Annotated in this window: 14 protein-coding genes and 1 other RNA gene; all 15 read left to right on the top strand. The window is 38.5% G+C overall.

Annotated elements, in window-relative coordinates; all coding sequences use genetic code 11:
- The first annotated feature begins 22 nt into the window (after window positions 1-22).
- The 15 genes from AC3CH7_RS02630 to eutL all read left to right on the top strand — a co-directional run bounded on the left by AC3CH7_RS02630 (window position 23) and on the right by eutL (window position 16,469).
- A complete protein-coding gene (locus tag AC3CH7_RS02630; RefSeq protein WP_447402801.1) occupies window positions 23-1,273 on the top strand; it encodes a ribonuclease H-like domain-containing protein in 1,251 nt (416 codons plus the stop codon).
- 120 nt (window positions 1,274-1,393) lie between these two features.
- Window positions 1,394-1,690 carry a cell division regulator GpsB gene (gpsB, locus tag AC3CH7_RS02625; RefSeq protein ID WP_031419413.1) on the top strand — a complete coding sequence of 99 codons (297 nt, stop codon included), beginning with the start codon at window positions 1,394-1,396 and terminating at the stop codon, window positions 1,688-1,690.
- Window positions 1,691-1,750: 60 nt separating this feature from the next.
- Window positions 1,751-2,130: RNase P RNA component class B (gene rnpB / locus AC3CH7_RS02620), an RNA gene on the top strand.
- A 492-nt stretch (window positions 2,131-2,622) separates the two neighbouring features.
- Window positions 2,623-4,368, top strand: a complete 1,746-nt coding sequence (locus AC3CH7_RS02615; protein ID WP_012293757.1) for a putative bifunctional diguanylate cyclase/phosphodiesterase — start codon at window positions 2,623-2,625, stop codon at window positions 4,366-4,368.
- Between the two features lie 3 nt (window positions 4,369-4,371).
- Window positions 4,372-5,508, top strand: coding sequence for a THUMP domain-containing class I SAM-dependent RNA methyltransferase (locus AC3CH7_RS02610; RefSeq protein ID WP_012293758.1), 1,137 nt, complete (start codon window positions 4,372-4,374; stop codon window positions 5,506-5,508).
- A gap of 85 nt (window positions 5,509-5,593) precedes the next feature.
- Complete coding sequence (locus tag AC3CH7_RS02605; RefSeq protein WP_012293759.1) at window positions 5,594-7,501, top strand: ATP-dependent DNA helicase; 1,908 nt, start codon at window positions 5,594-5,596, stop codon at window positions 7,499-7,501.
- Window positions 7,502-7,728: 227 nt separating this feature from the next.
- Complete coding sequence (locus tag AC3CH7_RS02600; protein ID WP_099806305.1) at window positions 7,729-9,189, top strand: sensor histidine kinase; 1,461 nt, start codon at window positions 7,729-7,731, stop codon at window positions 9,187-9,189.
- Complete coding sequence (locus tag AC3CH7_RS02595) at window positions 9,182-9,760, top strand: ANTAR domain-containing response regulator (protein WP_031419416.1); 579 nt, start codon at window positions 9,182-9,184, stop codon at window positions 9,758-9,760. The genes AC3CH7_RS02600 and AC3CH7_RS02595 overlap by 8 nt, the downstream gene beginning before the upstream one ends.
- Window positions 9,761-9,845: 85 nt before the next feature.
- Complete coding sequence (gene eutH, locus AC3CH7_RS02590; protein WP_012293762.1) at window positions 9,846-11,087, top strand: ethanolamine utilization protein EutH; 1,242 nt, start codon at window positions 9,846-9,848, stop codon at window positions 11,085-11,087.
- Between the two features lie 26 nt (window positions 11,088-11,113).
- A complete protein-coding gene (gene eutS, locus AC3CH7_RS02585; RefSeq protein WP_012293763.1) occupies window positions 11,114-11,455 on the top strand; it encodes an ethanolamine utilization microcompartment protein EutS in 342 nt (113 codons plus the stop codon).
- 10 nt (window positions 11,456-11,465) lie between these two features.
- The gene (locus AC3CH7_RS02580; protein WP_012293764.1) at window positions 11,466-11,966 is read left to right on the top strand and encodes a EutP/PduV family microcompartment system protein; all 501 of its coding nucleotides are present in this window, start codon (window positions 11,466-11,468) and stop codon (window positions 11,964-11,966) included.
- A gap of 17 nt (window positions 11,967-11,983) precedes the next feature.
- Entirely contained in the window at window positions 11,984-13,408 is a 1,425-nt protein-coding gene (locus AC3CH7_RS02575) for an ethanolamine ammonia-lyase reactivating factor EutA (protein ID WP_012293765.1), read from the top strand.
- Between the two features lie 5 nt (window positions 13,409-13,413).
- Window positions 13,414-14,784 (top strand): ethanolamine ammonia-lyase subunit EutB, encoded by a 1,371-nt coding sequence (locus tag AC3CH7_RS02570; RefSeq protein WP_012293766.1) that lies wholly within the window; start codon window positions 13,414-13,416, stop codon window positions 14,782-14,784.
- 9 nt (window positions 14,785-14,793) lie between these two features.
- Window positions 14,794-15,807 (top strand): ethanolamine ammonia-lyase subunit EutC, encoded by a 1,014-nt coding sequence (eutC, locus tag AC3CH7_RS02565; protein ID WP_281486613.1) that lies wholly within the window; start codon window positions 14,794-14,796, stop codon window positions 15,805-15,807.
- Window positions 15,808-15,818: 11 nt separating this feature from the next.
- Window positions 15,819-16,469: an ethanolamine utilization microcompartment protein EutL gene (gene eutL, locus AC3CH7_RS02560; RefSeq protein ID WP_012293768.1), complete on the top strand. Its 651-nt coding sequence runs from the start codon at window positions 15,819-15,821 to the stop codon at window positions 16,467-16,469.
- The last annotated feature ends 2 nt before the right edge of the window (window positions 16,470-16,471 follow it).

Below are 16,471 nucleotides of genomic sequence, written 5' to 3'. Positions count from 1 at the left end.
AAGCAGAAAATGAGTGAACTACATGTCTTACGAGAATAAAATACTACAAATGAAAAAAATGCTTAGTAAAAAACCAGCGGTAGCTCAACAAAAGGTAGAGGAACCAGCTTTTCAGAAACCAGTCAAACCAAGCTATACCAAGCGATGGGAAGAGGCTGGGCTTAAGGTTGTGGAAAATGACTTTGGTATTGTATTTAAGCGCCATGTACAGTATCCATTTTCTTTTCAGCATGGTCATTATCGGCTACAGTCATTTTTTGATGCTTTGAAAAAATGGCAGGATGCTTCATTTGATCATCCATATGCACTGGACTTACATGAGCCTGTATTATTTTTTGATACGGAAACGACAGGCTTAAAAGGTGTGGGCACACATATTTTTTTACTTGGTTTTTTAGAGGTAGACGAAGAATGTTTTAGTTTGACACAATATATTCTAGCAGACCCTGCACATGAGGCGGCATTTTTGTTTGAATCGAAACTGTGGCAAAAATCTGCAACAGTCATCACATATAATGGTAAAAGTTTTGATTGGCCGCAGCTTGAAACTCGCTGGACACTGCATCAAAAAACATTACCAAAATTACGATCACAACGACAAATTGATTTATTGCATAGTTCGAAGCGTTTATGGAAAAATGATATGGAGCGCTTAAAATTAAAATCTGTGGAGGAAGAGAAGCTTGGTTTCTCTCGGAAGGGAGATATTCCTGGTCATCTTGCGCCAATTATTTATTTAGATGCTGTGAAAAGTGGCGGACCAGATGCTCTTATGAAGGTTTTGCTTCACAATGAGTGGGATTTACTGTCGCTTATCACGCTTTATAGTCACTCCACTCAGCTCTTGTTTGAAGAGGGGCATGAAGAATCTGCAAAAACCTTTACCAACATTGGGAAATGGTATGGTGATTTAAAAGAAAGCACACAAAGTGTTAAGGTGTTAGAAAGGGTGACTACGCAATTTGATGCGCTGGAAGCGGGTAATGCGCACTATTATTTAGCACTACAGCACAAAAAGAGTAAACGCTACAGTAAAGCTATAGATGCGTTTGTAGCCTCTCTCCATTTTGTTGAAGCAAGAACAAAGTTGCATGTCCTTGAGCAGCTAGCCATACTTTATGAGCACCAAATGAAAGATTATAAGCAGGCCCTTTATTATACGCAACAAGGCATACATCTCATTCAAAGGAATGAGCAATGGAGAGCAGAACAAAAACAAAAATGGGTAATTTCTTGGGAAAAGAGGTTGCTCAGATTAGGAAATAAGAAATAATTTCCCAGGTAATCGCATAAAACGACAAGTTTAGCTTACAATTGGAGTTTTCAGACGATATAATGTGATGAAGTATGCTATAATGTATTCGTGTATGTAGTGTGAGGAAGGGCGATGTGAATGGACATTAAATTAACGTCAAAAATGATCCTTGAAAAGGAATTTAAAAAGAACTTTAAAGGCTATAATGTGGAAGAAGTAGATTCATTCCTTGATGAAATAATTCAAGACTATGAAACGTTTGAAAAAGTGATGGCCCAACTACGTGAAGAAAATAGACAGTTAAAAGAAGAAATTGATAGTACACCAAAGAGACAACCGGTTGCTTCTGCAGCAGCTGGTACAACAAATTTTGATATTTTAAAACGTCTTTCAAATTTAGAAAAACATGTATTTGGTAGCAAGCTATACGAATAATTTTAGTCAATTATATTGTATTTAACATAAAACTCTAGTATAATCTTTCGTATCATCATGAAATTCTGGTAATCGCTGCGGCGCTAGACGTCGTAGAGGAAAGTCCATGCTCACACGGTACTGAGATGTCCGTAGTGTTCGTGCTTACTGAAAAAATAAGGTAAGGCAGCTGTTAAAGCTGACGGCGGAAGGAAAACCTAAGTTCTTGGATATGGTTGACACTTCCTGAAAGTGCCACAGTGACGAAGCTTGCTTGGAAACTTGCAAGGTGGAACGAGGTAAACCCCACGAGTGAGAAACCCAAATTATGGTAGGGGCACTCTCTAGAAGGAATTGAACGGATAGAGGGACAGAGCTAGCTCTGTAGATAGATGATTACTACCTGGTTGTACGAGGCGCAAGCTGTTTGAGTACTCAGGAACAAAACATGGCTTATGGAATTTTTTTGATGCTTATTTATGAAATAACAAGCGCTCTCCAACTCGGTGGAGAGCTTTTCTTTTGAGTTTATGAGGAAAAAGTAACCTAGTTAATCAAGTCTTGGTATGCGCGATACGTTTGAGAATGGCTACTTGCTAGCCTAGCCTCTATCGCTACCGCTTCTAAGTCACAATATCTGAAAACGGTGATTGCATCAATGTGTATTTATCTTGATTCAGCAAAAGTTTTGGTACCTAGCAAAATGTTAGATACACTTGACTCTACTCTATAGTAGCGAGAGTTTGCACATTTTCTTTTCCATTCAGGTGGTGATAGGACGACTGCTGAATCAAGTTCAAACCTCTAAGGATGTCACAGGTTTTTAAGACGAGTTTACGAGTTACTCGAAAAACTGTACACCATCTTTTTGGGGTGTCATTGATTTACATACGAGTTGGCCTGGCGTAAGTGCCCTTTAAAGGGGAGTATAGAGAGATAGGATGGGGCGGAACATGAACGGAGTAAATAATTGGGAAGGTATGGATAAATTGAAGTTGATTTCTCAATATCCTACTGCCTTAATACTTAAAATCTTCGAAAATGTATCTGAAGGTATCATGATTACTGATGAATACAAAAAAATAGTGATGGTTAATCCTGCCTTTGAATTTGTCACGGGTTATAAACGTGATGATGTGGTTGGAAAAACACCTGCCGTTTTACAATCAGGTGTACATGAATTACCGTTCTATTTAGAAATGTGGGAACAGATACGACAAGAAGGAATTTGGCAAGGAGAAATATGGAATCGTCGTAAAACTGGAGACGTATATCCTGAATGGTTAACAATTGTTTGTGTAACCAACGATGAGGGGAAGGTTACAAATTATTGTGGTATTTTCACAGATTTGTCTGAAAGAAAAATAGTAGAAAACGAATTAGAAAAACGTTTACTGACTGATTCCTTAACAGAAGTATCTAATCGTTTTGCTTATATCGAGAGAATGGATAATCTTTTAGAATCAACTTCTGCTATTTCTCATTCAGTACAGCATGCGGTCTATTTTTTAGATTTGGATAGATTTAAGCAAATTAATGATACATTGGGTCATGCTGTTGGAGATTCAATTTTAATAGAAGTTGCCAAACGACTAAAACAGTTACTGAAAAACAAAGATATTATTGCAAGATATGGCGGAGATGAATTCGTCATTACATTAACGAATGTAAAAAATGTAAAAGAAGCTGCAAAATTTGCTGAACAAATAATAAGTAATATAGAAAAGCCAATGATGATAAACGGTCAGGAAGTTTTTATTTCTACAAGTATTGGCGTTAGTGTCTATCCAGTAGATGGAAGAAATACAGAAGAACTGATTAATTGTGCTGATAGAGCCATGACTTACTCTAAGAAGAATGGATTGAACGGCTATTCTTTTTATTTTGATGAGCTGCAAACAGATGCACAGCGTGTCTTATTGCTAGATTCAGAGTTAAGAAGAGCCATTGATAATCGTGAGTTTGAACTGCATTTCCAACCGAAAATTTGTATGGACAATGAACAAATTCAGGGGTTAGAGGCATTGGTCCGCTGGAATAATGAAAGACTTGGCTTTGTCTCACCTGGAGAGTTTATTCCTTATGCAGAGGAAACAGGGTTAATAATACCTTTAAGTGAAGTCATTCTGGAAAAGGCGTGCGAGGCAGTTATTCAAATGCAAAAATATGGGTGGAAAATACCAGTGGCCATTAACATATCAAGCATTCACTTTAAACAGCATAATTTTTTAGATTCGATACAAACAATATTAGAACGCTATAATATGCCAGCAAACAATTTTGAAATAGAAGTGACGGAACGAACAGTGATGAATAGTGCTAACGAAACTGTTAGTAAGTTAGTTCGTTTGAAACAATTAGGCTTTAAAATCTCCATAGATGATTTTGGGACAGGTTATTCGTCCTTGAGCTATTTAGTGCGCTTTCCACTCGATTGTTTAAAAATTGATCGAAGCTTTATTCAACATATTGGCTCGCTCGATGAAAAACAGGCAGTTGTAGATGCTATTATTCAAATGTCCCATCGCCTAAAAATGAAAGTTGTGGCAGAAGGTGTAGAACAGGCACAACAAGTGGATATACTACGTAAAATGAACTGTGATATTATTCAGGGCTATTATTACAGCAAACCATTACCATTAAACGACCTCATGGAGTTTATGGAATATTGGGAAATTGAGCATCAAGGAAGGAAATAATCTATGGCAAATTATCAATTAGTAGCAACTTCAGCAATGGGTTTAGAGGCAATTGTAGCCCAAGAAGTAAAAGCACTTGGTTATGAAACAACAGTTGACAATGGTAAAGTATATTTTCAGGGTGATGAAACAGCGATTGCGCGTGCTAATCTGTGGCTACGAGTAGCCGATCGTGTCAAAATTGTCGTTGGACAATTCCCTGCAAAATCATTTGAACAATTATTTGAAAGTGTAAAAGCTTTACCTTGGGAAAAATATTTACCTGTGGATGCTGCCTTTCCTGTTTCAGGGAAATCGGTTAAATCGAAATTATTTAGTGTGCCGGATTGCCAAGCTATTACTAAAAAAGCGATTGTTGAACGAATGAAGCAGCATTATAAGCGACTTGGCTTTTTAGATGAATCAGGTGCCACTTACAAAATTGAGGTTTCGATTTTAAAAGATGTGGCGACACTAACGATTGATACATCAGGCGCTGGTCTTCATAAACGTGGCTATCGTCAAGCACAAGGGGAGGCGCCGTTAAAAGAAACATTAGCGGCTGCACTTATACAAATTTCAAAGTGGAATCCAAATCGTCCGTTTGTTGATCCATTCTGTGGTTCGGGGACAATTGCTTTAGAGGCAGCCATGTTTGGACAAAATATAGCACCAGGCTATAATCGTGAGTTTATTTCTGAAGACTGGCCATGGATGAAAGCGCAAATCTGGGATGCAGTCCGAGATGAGGCAGAAAGTTTGGCCAATTATGACCAACCGTTAGAAATAGTAGGTTCTGATATTGACCATCGCATGGTAAGCATTGCACAAGAAAATGCTACAGAAGCAGGATTTGGAGAGCTGATTACATTTAAGCAAATGCAAGCACGTGATTTCACGACTCAGTTAACAGATGGTGTCATGATCGGTAACCCACCATACGGAGAACGTATTGGTGATGTGGACGTTGTAGAACAGGTTATCCGTGATTTAGGAAAAGTTATGAAAAACTATCCAACCTGGTCTGTATATATGCTATCCTCCATGAAAAATTTTGAAGAATTATATGGACGCCAAGCGACGAAAAAACGGAAATTATTTAATGGGTTTATCGAAACAAATTATTATCAGTTCTGGGGACAAAAGTCTAAAAGAGATTAACGAATAGTAACGGAAGATAAGATTTTTTCTTATCTTCCGTTTCGTCGCGTATAATAGCACCAGATAGTAAGAGGGGGAACATCAATTGCGTAAATCTTTACCATTTGCATTATCAAAGGACCGATCATTTTTCGATTCACTAGGTGACTGGATGGGTGACGTCCTTTATGATGAATTGCCTGAAAAAGGCTTTGAATGTCGTGATGAGCAAATCTTTATGGCTTATCAAATAGAACAGGCGCTAAAAGAAAAAAACGTACTCTTTGCAGAAGCGGGTGTTGGAACTGGGAAAACAATAGCCTATTTACTTCCGGCTATTTCTTATGCACGCTATACAGGGAAACCGGCACTTATTGCATGTGCTGATGAAACATTAATCGATCAGCTCGTTAAAGAGGGCGGAGACATCTATAAGCTACAAAAAACGCTTGGTCTGGAAATTGATGTTCGCTTAGCCAAATCACGGGACCAATATTTATGCTTAAAACGCTTTGAGGAAGCTGAAAAAGTTGAATCAGATGAATGGATCGATGATATTTCGTTCTCCATTCCGGATGGTGTGTATGCCCAAGGTTCCATGATTGCTATTCATCCATATGGAGAACGTAGTAATTATCCAACTGTCAGTGATGAGGATTGGCAAAAAGTTAATTACAACTCGATTATGCAATGTTCTGTTTGTGATCTCCGTAATCGTTGTGGGCAAACTTTGCATCGTTCCCATTACCGCAAATCAACGGATCTAGTTATTTGTTCCCAAGACTTTTTAATGGAACATTTAGCTACCAAGGAATCTCGTGAGCGTGAAGGACAGCTTGCCTTACTGCCAGAAGTATCTATGATGGTTTTAGATGAAGGACATCTGTTAGAATACGCTGCGCAAAAGGCTATGACTTATAAAGTACAGGCAACAACAATTGTCCAACTTTTAGAGCGATTAATGGTGGATGGTGTACGAGAACGGACATTGTATGCCATGGAAAAATTACAAGATGATCACGAGCTATTTTTTGATCAACTTCGTGATGATATCGTTGCTTCTGATGAGGATCGTAAACGTATCAATAAATCCAAAACATTGCTTGCTTATGGCAAACAATTAATAAATGATGTGGAAGTATTGATGGAGGAATTTGTTTTTGAATCTGAAATGTATATGATTCCTGAATATGAGTTAAATATGGCAGAAGAATATTTAGAACAATATGAGGCTTCTTTACGTATTTTCATAGCACAAGGAGATGCAGTGGATTGGCTTGAGGAAACAGACGGTGAGGAAACGTTGGTGATAATGCCTCGATTGATAACAGAAGTTTTAGCAGAAAAACTATTCTCTAAAAAGCTTCCAATCGTTTTTTCGTCTGCCACTTTATCCGTCAATAAAGACTTTTCTTATATCGCGTATAGTTTAGGTATTCGAGAGTCCCAATCATTTTCAGTCCCTTCGCCATTTGATTATGAGGAAGTAATGAAAATCTATTTACATGAGCTTCATCAACACGATAAAACCGCACGTGTACAGCAATTACTGCGAGATGGTGAGCAAACATTAATTCTATTTAAATCCAAGCAAGCCATGTTAAAATTTAAAGCAGAATTGCCATTAATGGAGCGTATGCATGTCGCATTCGAAGGTGATCGAGAGCTATCAGCCATTGTTCGAGATTTCCAGCAGGGAACCGTTAAAACATTATGCTCATATCATTTATGGGAAGGCTTAGATTTACCTGAAGAAGCATTAACACGTGTTATTATTTATGATTTACCGTTTCCTCCAAAGGATCCGTTATTTGATGCGAAGCGTACGTTTGCTGAAAATCCATTTGAAGAAGTGGAGTTACCGTTTATGCAATTACGCTTGCAGCAAGGAATGGGTCGTTTAATTAGGACGTCAAACGATCATGGTGATATTCATATTTTGTTGAATGAGGAAGAACAAAAACAACGCGCAGCCTTTGAAAATATATTAGCTGTTGCACCTGAAATAAAGTAGAAAAAAGAGAGTTTGCTGAATCAGCAAGCTCTCTTTTTTGATATATTAAAATAATTATTTTTCTGTTGCTGTATAATGTAATAATAAAAAACTGTTGAATATTTCTCTTTTAAGCTATATAGTTCTTTGTAATGCAACGAATTTTGATGAAAGAAAATATTTTTTGTATTGAAAATAATTTCACAAAAGGTTTATAATAATGACAAGAATTTTTAAGAATAGTCAAACTGATTGTTGATTATTCAGTGATAGGGGGCTTTAACCTGTCGAACATTCAATCATTGTGTAGAAACTATACCAATCTATCGGCAACGGATATTGACAAGTTAATAGAAATAGAAGCGACGCTAAAGTATTATGCAGAGCTTACTGATTGTTATATGTTCATAGATTGTATGATGGATAATTTATCACATGCAATTGTCGTGGCAGAAGCGTTCCCTAAAAAGGAAAAAGGTTTATATGAAAAATCGGTAATTGGAAAATTTGTTTTTGAAAGTTTTGAACCAGCTGTATTCACTGCGTTTAAGCAAAAAGAAAAATCATCCATTTCCAGAGCCGTTACACAAGAAGGCATTACAGTCGAACAAAATGTGATTCCGATCTTCAATGAACAACAGCGAGTAATTGCTGTATTGATTCAGGAAAAGATGGTGAAGATGCAAACGACACCAAAAGATGACTTTCAAAATATGCCTTTTGCATTAATTGAACATATTGTAGAACCTAATTCTCAACCGATACCAGTTGTTTCTGATTTACTTGTAGAGTCAATTATTCTTACCAATCACGAGAACAAAGTAATCTACAGTAATCCCGCTGGCTATCATTTTATTTCGGAACTTTCGGGATTAGAAAACTTTGACAATGTTGCATTGGATAAAATCTTACCGTTTTTACAGGAGGTCTATGATAAAGGCGATGATGTCTTTTTCCTAGAAATTACAATTGAACGTAAATCCTTTATCGTGAAGAAAATTCCAATTCGCAGTCATAGTGACAAGGTCACACTTCTCATTATTCATGATCTAACAGAGTTAAAGCTGAAAGAAAATGAACTTATGATGAAAACTTTTGCGATACGAGAAATTCACCACCGTGTGAAAAATAATCTTCAAACAGTGACAAGTCTGTTGCGTTTGCAAATGCGCAATGAATTGTCTGCTGTCAATGCAAGTGCTTTTCAAGAGGCGTTAAATCGAATATATAGCATTTCATCTGTATATGAGCTTATTTTAGAAAATGAGGATAACGCTGAAGAAAAAGTAGACGTTATTGCATTGGCTAAAAAAATTGGACATAAAATGATTGGCACGTCCAATACAGCAACTATTCAACTAGCATTTCATCACGATCATTTGCAATTATTTTGCCATTCGAAAAAGGCAGTATCCCTTGCACTCATTATTTGTGAGCTACTACAAAATGCATTAAAGTATGCTTTTGTTGGTCGCGATGAAGGAGCCATTGATATTCATTTCATGCAGGAGGCTTCAAGTATTTCACTTCATATTTCTGACAACGGCGTTGGAATGCAAGAGGTGAAGGCATCATTTGGCATGGAAATTATCACAAGGCTTGTGGAATATGATTTAGCTGGCTCATTTTCAATTATCCCTAGTGAAGAAGGTACACATACTCAAATTCAGTTTCCTGTAAGTGAGGAGGTATTTATCGTAAATGACTAGGAAAGTTATGATTGTCGAAGATGAATCATTGATTGCGATTGATTTGAAGTTTATGCTAGAGGATAATGGTTACGAAGTCGTAGCTCAAGCTAATAATGGAGAGACCGCCATTGAGCTAGCCTTTTTGCATAAACCACAATTAATTTTAATGGATATTAAAATGCCTAAACTAGATGGTTTAAAGGCAAGTAAGATTATTGAACAACAGCTTGGCATACCTGTTCTCTTCATCTCGGCATATAGTGAAAAAGAATTATTACTATACATGAAGCAGGATAATATATTAGGATATGTTATGAAACCGTTTTCCGAAAAGAATGTGTTGCCTGTGTTAGAGGTTGCTTTTCATCAAATTGATAAGTTCAATCGTCTCAATGGGGAGATTTTACATAAGCAAACACAATTGGATAAGCGAAAAATCATTGAACGAGCTAAAGGATTGCTGATGCAGGCTGAAAATATAAGCGAGGACGAGGCTTATCGCAAAATTCGCAATGAAAGCATGCAAACACAACAAGAAATGGTGCATATTGCAGAGCAAATTATTATAAACTTACAAGTCAATAGTTGAAGCAAAGGCGCTTTAAAGAGATTTCTTCTTTAAAGTGCCTTTTTTTATATAAAAATTTATTAATCATAAAGGGGTGATGAGTAAGATGGCAATGATAGGAACGATTATCGTTTATATTATTATGATTTGTGCTGTTTTAGGGGCAATCGGAGCAATTCGAGATGCTGAGTATGGAATTGGTAAAGAATTTATGAATGGTATCCATACAGTTGGTCATATTTTCGTCCCAGCAGCAGGGATCATGGCAGCTATACCTTACTTAACATGGTTTATTAGTCATTTTATTAGTCCGATTTTTGAGTTAATTGGTGCAGATCCTGCGATTGCAGCGACCACTATTTTAGCTTCGGACATGGGTGGCTACCAATTAGCCAATGCGTTAAAAGAGTCTTATGAGGGATGGGTAATGGCTCTAGTCGTTGGATTTATGTCAGGTGCTACTATTGTATTCTCGATTCCAATGGGTCTTGCGATGTTAGATAAACGTGACCATAAATATATGGCGCTTGGTATTATGGCTGGCGTATTAACAATTCCGATTGGTGCATTTATTTCATCGATTATGATTGTACTATTTAACACAGAAGTGCGTGAAGTGATTAGTACAACAGAGGCGCCTACATATGTATTTGCCATTTCTGTTTTACAAATTTTAATCAATTTACTGCCTTTGTTCATCTTTGTTGTGTTAATTGCGTTAGGCTTAAAGCTTATTCCAAACGGCATGATTGCAGGCTTCATGCTATTCGGCCGTGTGATGGATGCAGGAATCAAATTGGTATTGGTGTTCTCGATTGTTGAAATTTTTACAGGTATTTTTACAAAAATATTTGGTGCATGGGGCTTCGATCCGATTATGGCTGATGAGATCGATCAATTCCGAGCATTAGAAACGGCTGGTTATATAGGTATTATGCTAGCTGGTGCATTCCCAATGGTTTATTTAATTCGAAAATATGCTTCGAAACCACTTGAAGCGGCTGGTAAAAAATTAGGACTATCATCTGTTGGTAGTGCGGGAATTTTAGCAACAATTGCTAATATCTTGGCGATGTTCACGCTTGTTCGTCATATGCCACCAAAAGATAAAGTGATTAATATTGCATTTGGTGTTTGTTCAGCATTTTTATTAGGCGATCACTTATCATTCACAGCTAATTTCCAGCCAACTATTATTTTACCTGTTATTGCTGGTAAGTTTTTAGCGGGTGTGATTGCGATTATTTTAGCGTATAAGCTTTCTGTACCGACGGCATTAAGGCTAGAAATAGAAGATCGCAAGGCTGGCATTATAAAAGAAGGCGAATATTTAGATCAAAAATCTTAATGGATTAAAAAGTGAGGTGATGATGTGTGAGTGAAGAAAAGAAACGATTTATTCAGGAGTTTGTGCCGGGTAAACAGCTAACATTGAGTCACCTTATTGCGAACCCTGACCCAGAGATGTTTCAAAAGCTGGGTATTCAAGAATCGGGTGCGCTAGGTATTATGACGTGTACTCCAAGTGAAACGGTCATCATCGCAGGGGATTTAGCGACCAAGGCTGCGAATGTAAAATTAGGATTTTTAGACCGTTTTACAGGCAGTCTTGTTATTGTCGGTAGTGTATCAGAGGTGGAAATGGCGATGTTAGAAATTAATCGTTTTTTATCCGAAGTACTAGGCTATACACCATCAAGAATAACAAAATCATAGGATGTGTCGTATGAAAAATCGAGTAATGATAATAGGCGGTGTGCAAGCAGGAAAGTCAACATTGATGAATACTTTGTTGGGCAGAGAAAGCAGTGCTAATAAAACACAAGCACTCGTTTATGAAGACTGGATTGTCGATACACCTGGTGAATATATTGAAAATCCCATGTATTACAGAAACATTATGGCCACTTCGTTGGAAGTAACACATGTCATTTATTTGCAGGATGCCACATCTTCAAGAAGTGTGTTTCCTCCGCAATTTAGTCTAGGGATTCCGAAAATACAAATCGGTGTCATTACAAAAATTGATGCACCTGATGCAGATGTTGAAAGAGCTACAGGTTTATTAAAAAATGTGATGACACAGGGCCCTATCGTGAAAACTTCTTCGTGGAAAAAGCTTGGCGTTGAATGGATTGCTCCACTTATTCAGCTTCATACAAACGAAGAAATTCAACAATTCGTGAAGGATTGCGATAGTCCATATCTCATGTATTGCTCACAGTAGCGAGAGGGTGGTGTAGGGTGAAGACTGAAAAAATTTATAGTGCTGGTATTGATATTGGGACAAGCACGACAAAAATGGTAGTTAGTAGCTTTTTGTTAAAGAATGTGGCTGGCGTAACCCATGTGCCAAGGATTGAAATTATTGAGAAGACGGTGTTACATCAAAGTCCCATCATCAAGACACCTTTTATCAATAAAGACATCATCGATATGAAAAAAATTGAAGAATTCATTTTTCAGCAGTATCAATTGGCTCAAATCGCACCAACTGATATTTCAACAGGCGCCATTATTATTACTGGTGAATCTGCCACGAAGGAAAATGCAAGAGAGGTTGTCCATACCATTGCAGACGGCGCTGGTCATTTTTTAGTTGCTACTGCGGGTCCTGATTTAGAGGGCATTATTGCGGCTAAAGGGTCAGGTACATTACAGCAATCTAAAAATTCTTCTAAAGTGATCGCCAATATTGATATTGGTGGAGGAACTGCCAATATTGCTGTTATGCAATTTGGAGAGGTCATTGGTACATGTACCTTACATGTTGGTGGTAGATTGATTGAATTTAACAATGGGAGGATTCAATCAATTTCTCCGCCACTCATGGAACTAATGAAAAAATGGACTAATCCATTATCCGTAGGTGATGCGGCAGAAGATCCTCGAGTAACGCTATGTATAGAAGAAATGGTCGCCACACTTGCTTTAATCTTGCAGGGGCAATTTACGGATGACAGGCATCCATTATTACTTGGGCACTTGCCTAACTGGCATAAACCAGTAGATGCCATCGTCTTTTCTGGAGGGGTAGCCTCCTGTATTTATGAAAATGAATGTACACTTCGTCAATATGATGATATTGGTGAGCGATTAGCGAAAATGCTAGTACAGCACGAGCAACTGCAATCATTTTTATGGCTACAGCCTAAAGAAACTGCTCGTGCGACAGTCACTGGGGCAGGGACACAAACTACTGAAATTAGTGGGGCAACCATCCAGGTGGATGCCGAGGTGTTACCGCTTAAAAATGTTCCTGTTTTTAACTGCCATATGGATGCAACAGCAATCGACTTTAATAGTACGGTGAAAACAGCGGTGCAGCGAGCAGATGATTTATTTGCGATACAGGAAAATCGTGCACCATTTGCACTCTATTTTAGTGAATTGCCGTATTTAAGCTTTCAGGATGTACATGCATTGTGTGAGGCTGTATTGCGACACTTGGCAACTAGATGCTCCAAGGACATACCAATTATCATAGTCATTCAATCAGATTATGCAAAGATTATTGGACAAACCATACAAGCAATCAATCCGGCAGTCCCAATTATTTGCATCGATCAAATTAAAGTGGAGACGGGGGATTACATCGACATTGGAGAGGTTCTGCCATCAGGCGTTGTTCCAGTTGTTGTGAAAACTCTTGCCTTCCACTCAAAGTAAGGAGGATGAATGTGAATTTATCGGTGATATTTGGTGGAGAGAAATATAACTTTAAATCATTAAAAGATGTCATGGCTAAGGCCAATGAAGAAAAATCAGGTGATCAGCTAGCGGGAATTGCAGCTGAAACCGTTCAACAGCGTATAGCAGCAAAGGCTGTACTAAGTGAGCTTCTAGTCAAAGATATTCGAGAAAATCCATTAGTGCCGCAAGAAAATGATGAGGTTTCACGCATTATTGAGGGCGACATTAATGAGCAAATATATGGAGAAATCAAAAACTGGAGCATTGAGCAGCTACGCGAGTACATTTTGTCGAATGATACTGGTGATCGCGAGCTAAAGCGTTTAAGCAAAGGGATGAATTCTGAAGTGATTGCGGCTGTCACGAAGCTAATGTCAAATCTAGATTTGGTTCATGCAGCCAATAAAGTAGAGATTTTATCCACATGTAATATTACTATCGGTCAAAAAGGTACGCTGTCTTCACGACTACAGCCAAATCATCCCACAGACAATATAGACGGTATTATTGCTTCCCTAAAGGAAGGTTTGTCCTATGGTATTGGTGATGCTGTCATTGGCATTAATCCTGTGGATGATTCAGTTGAAAGTGTCAAAAAGGTATTAACTGCCACAAAAGAATTTATCAATGATTGGTCAATTCCTACGCAGAATTGTGTATTAGCCCATATTACGACACAGATGAAGGCCATTAAACAGGGCGCACCCGCTGATATGATTTTCCAAAGTATTGCTGGCACTGAAATTGCCAACCGTTCATTTGGGATTTCAGCAGATTTAATACGAGAAGCAGAAGAGCTCATTAAAAAGCAGGGGACGGGTACGGGTCCGAACCTATTCTACTTTGAAACAGGGCAAGGCTCGGAACTATCAGCAGAAGCTCATATGGGCATCGACCAAGTAACACTTGAATCTCGCAATTATGGATTTGCTAGACATTTCAATCCTTATATCGTGAACACGGTAGTTGGTTTTATCGGCCCTGAGTATTTATATAACAATAAACAAGTAATACGTGCAGGTCTTGAGGATCACTTCATGGGCAAAATGCATGGTATCCCTATGGGGGTAGATATTTGTTATACCAACCATATTAAGGCAGATCAAAATGATGTGGAAGATTTAAGTGTGTTACTGACAGCGGCTGGCGTTAATTTTATTATTGCGGCGCCAATGGGTGATGATGTCATGCTCAATTATCAATCAATGAGCTTCCATGATGTAGCTACATTACTACAAACATTTGGAAAAAAACCAGCACCAGAATATTTAGCGTGGCTTGAGAAAATGGGCATTTATGAAAATGGTCGACTTTCAGCTAGGGCTGGTGATTTATCCATTTTTGAAAGGTAGGTGAGTCGAGTGAATGATCAATTAGTCTCTATGATTACACAACTTGTCATGGAAAAGATGGAGAAAACTACGGAGGCGCAAGCTCCTGAGGTAACCACAACACCAACAGAGCCGCTTATTAAGTTCTATGATACAACAGCTACTAGTGGAGCTACAGAAATAGCAGAACCTATGTCTACGTCTACAAAAAGTGAACCATTAATTCAACTGTATCAGCACGGAACGCCTCAGCAGGCACATTTAGCTCCTGTAGCTTTTGAACAATCGTTAAATGTAGCTGTACCGATTAAGCCTTTTCAGTTTGAGGCTGACACATTAACAGAAAGTATACAGGCGGCTAAAAAACATACACCAGCTCGGATTGGCGTAGGTAGAGCGGGAACAAGACCAAAAACAAAAACATGGTTAAAGTTCCGTCTCGATCATGCGGCTGCAGTGGACGCTGTGTATGGTGAAGTGACAGAAGACCTTTTACAAAAACTTGATGTCTTTCAAGTGACAACGAAAGTAACAGATAAAGAGGAATACATTACAAGACCGGACTTAGGTCGTCGTTTATCAGATGAAGCCAAGTCATTAATTCAACAAAAGTGCAAGCAACAGCCGAAAGTACAGGTCATTATTTCCAATGGCTTAAGTGCGAGTGCGATTGAGGAAAATGTACAAGATGTTTATTTAGCGCTTCAGCAAAGTCTTAGCAATTTAAATATTGATTTAGGCACAACCTTCTATATTGATAAAGGCCGAGTGGCTCTCATGGATGAAATCGGGGAGTTGTTACAGGCAGAGGTTATTGTTTATTTAATTGGTGAGCGACCTGGACTAGTATCGGCTGAATCGATGAGTGCTTATTTATGCTATAAACCTAGAATCGGCACAGTAGAAGCAGAGCGCATGGTCATCTCTAATATCCATAAAGGCGGCATCCCTCCATTAGAGGCGGGTGCGTACCTTGGAACCATCGTACAAAAAATCTTGCATTATCAGGCAAGTGGGGTAGAGCTTGTCGCAAAAGAAGGTTAGGAGGCTGTAATATGAATCCTCAAAAAATAATGGCCCAAATTTTAGCGATGCAAACTATTCCTAGAGTCAACAGTGAATTAGCAGAGCAGCTAGATTTGAAGCCGCATCATCATAGTATTGGGCTCGTGACCCTCACAATTGATGATGTAGGATATGTTGCACTAGATGAAGCAACAAAGAAGGCAGATGTTGAAGTTGTCTATGCGAAAAGTTTCTATGCGGGGGCGGCACATGCATCTGGTCCCTTGTCAGGGGAGGTCATTGGCATTATTGCTGGGACCTCGCCTGATGAAATCCGTAGTGCTCTAGATGCCATTCAGCAAAAAATAGAGTTTGACACGTACTTTGAAGCTATTAATAACAATGACAACCATGCCTTATTTGCCCATACCGTGGCAAGCTGTGGGACGTATCTTGCTGAGCTGGCAGATGTAAAGGTGGGCACACCCCTTGCGTATTTAATCGCACCGCCATTGGAGGCTGTTGTTGGTTTAGACGCAGCATTAAAGGCAGCAGATGTAGAGCTAAAGGTTTTCTTTGGCCCTCCCTCGGAAACCAATTTTGGTGGCGCTTTATTAAGTGGCAGCCAATCATCCTGCGAGGCTGCGGCACAAGCTTTTAGAGAAGCCATCGAAAATTTAGCAAGAAACCCAGTGATTTAGAA

The sequence above is a fragment of the Lysinibacillus sp. F12 genome, from assembly GCF_057773605.1.
The sequence above is the reverse complement of the archived record's forward strand: the minus strand, read 5'-3'. Positions and strand labels throughout refer to the sequence as shown.

Coding starts and splice junctions, on each gene's coding strand:
- AC3CH7_RS02630 (WP_447402801.1), top strand. CDS start 23: ATGTCTTACGAGAATAAAATACTACAAATGAAAAAAATGCTTAGTAAA.
- gpsB (WP_031419413.1), top strand. CDS start 1,394: ATGGACATTAAATTAACGTCAAAAATGATCCTTGAAAAGGAATTTAAA.
- AC3CH7_RS02615 (WP_012293757.1), top strand. CDS start 2,623: ATGAACGGAGTAAATAATTGGGAAGGTATGGATAAATTGAAGTTGATT.
- AC3CH7_RS02610 (WP_012293758.1), top strand. CDS start 4,372: ATGGCAAATTATCAATTAGTAGCAACTTCAGCAATGGGTTTAGAGGCA.
- AC3CH7_RS02595 (WP_031419416.1), top strand. CDS start 9,182: ATGACTAGGAAAGTTATGATTGTCGAAGATGAATCATTGATTGCGATT.
- eutH (WP_012293762.1), top strand. CDS start 9,846: ATGGCAATGATAGGAACGATTATCGTTTATATTATTATGATTTGTGCT.
- AC3CH7_RS02580 (WP_012293764.1), top strand. CDS start 11,466: ATGAAAAATCGAGTAATGATAATAGGCGGTGTGCAAGCAGGAAAGTCA.
- AC3CH7_RS02570 (WP_012293766.1), top strand. CDS start 13,414: ATGAATGTGAATTTATCGGTGATATTTGGTGGAGAGAAATATAACTTT.
- eutL (WP_012293768.1), top strand. CDS start 15,819: ATGAATCCTCAAAAAATAATGGCCCAAATTTTAGCGATGCAAACTATT.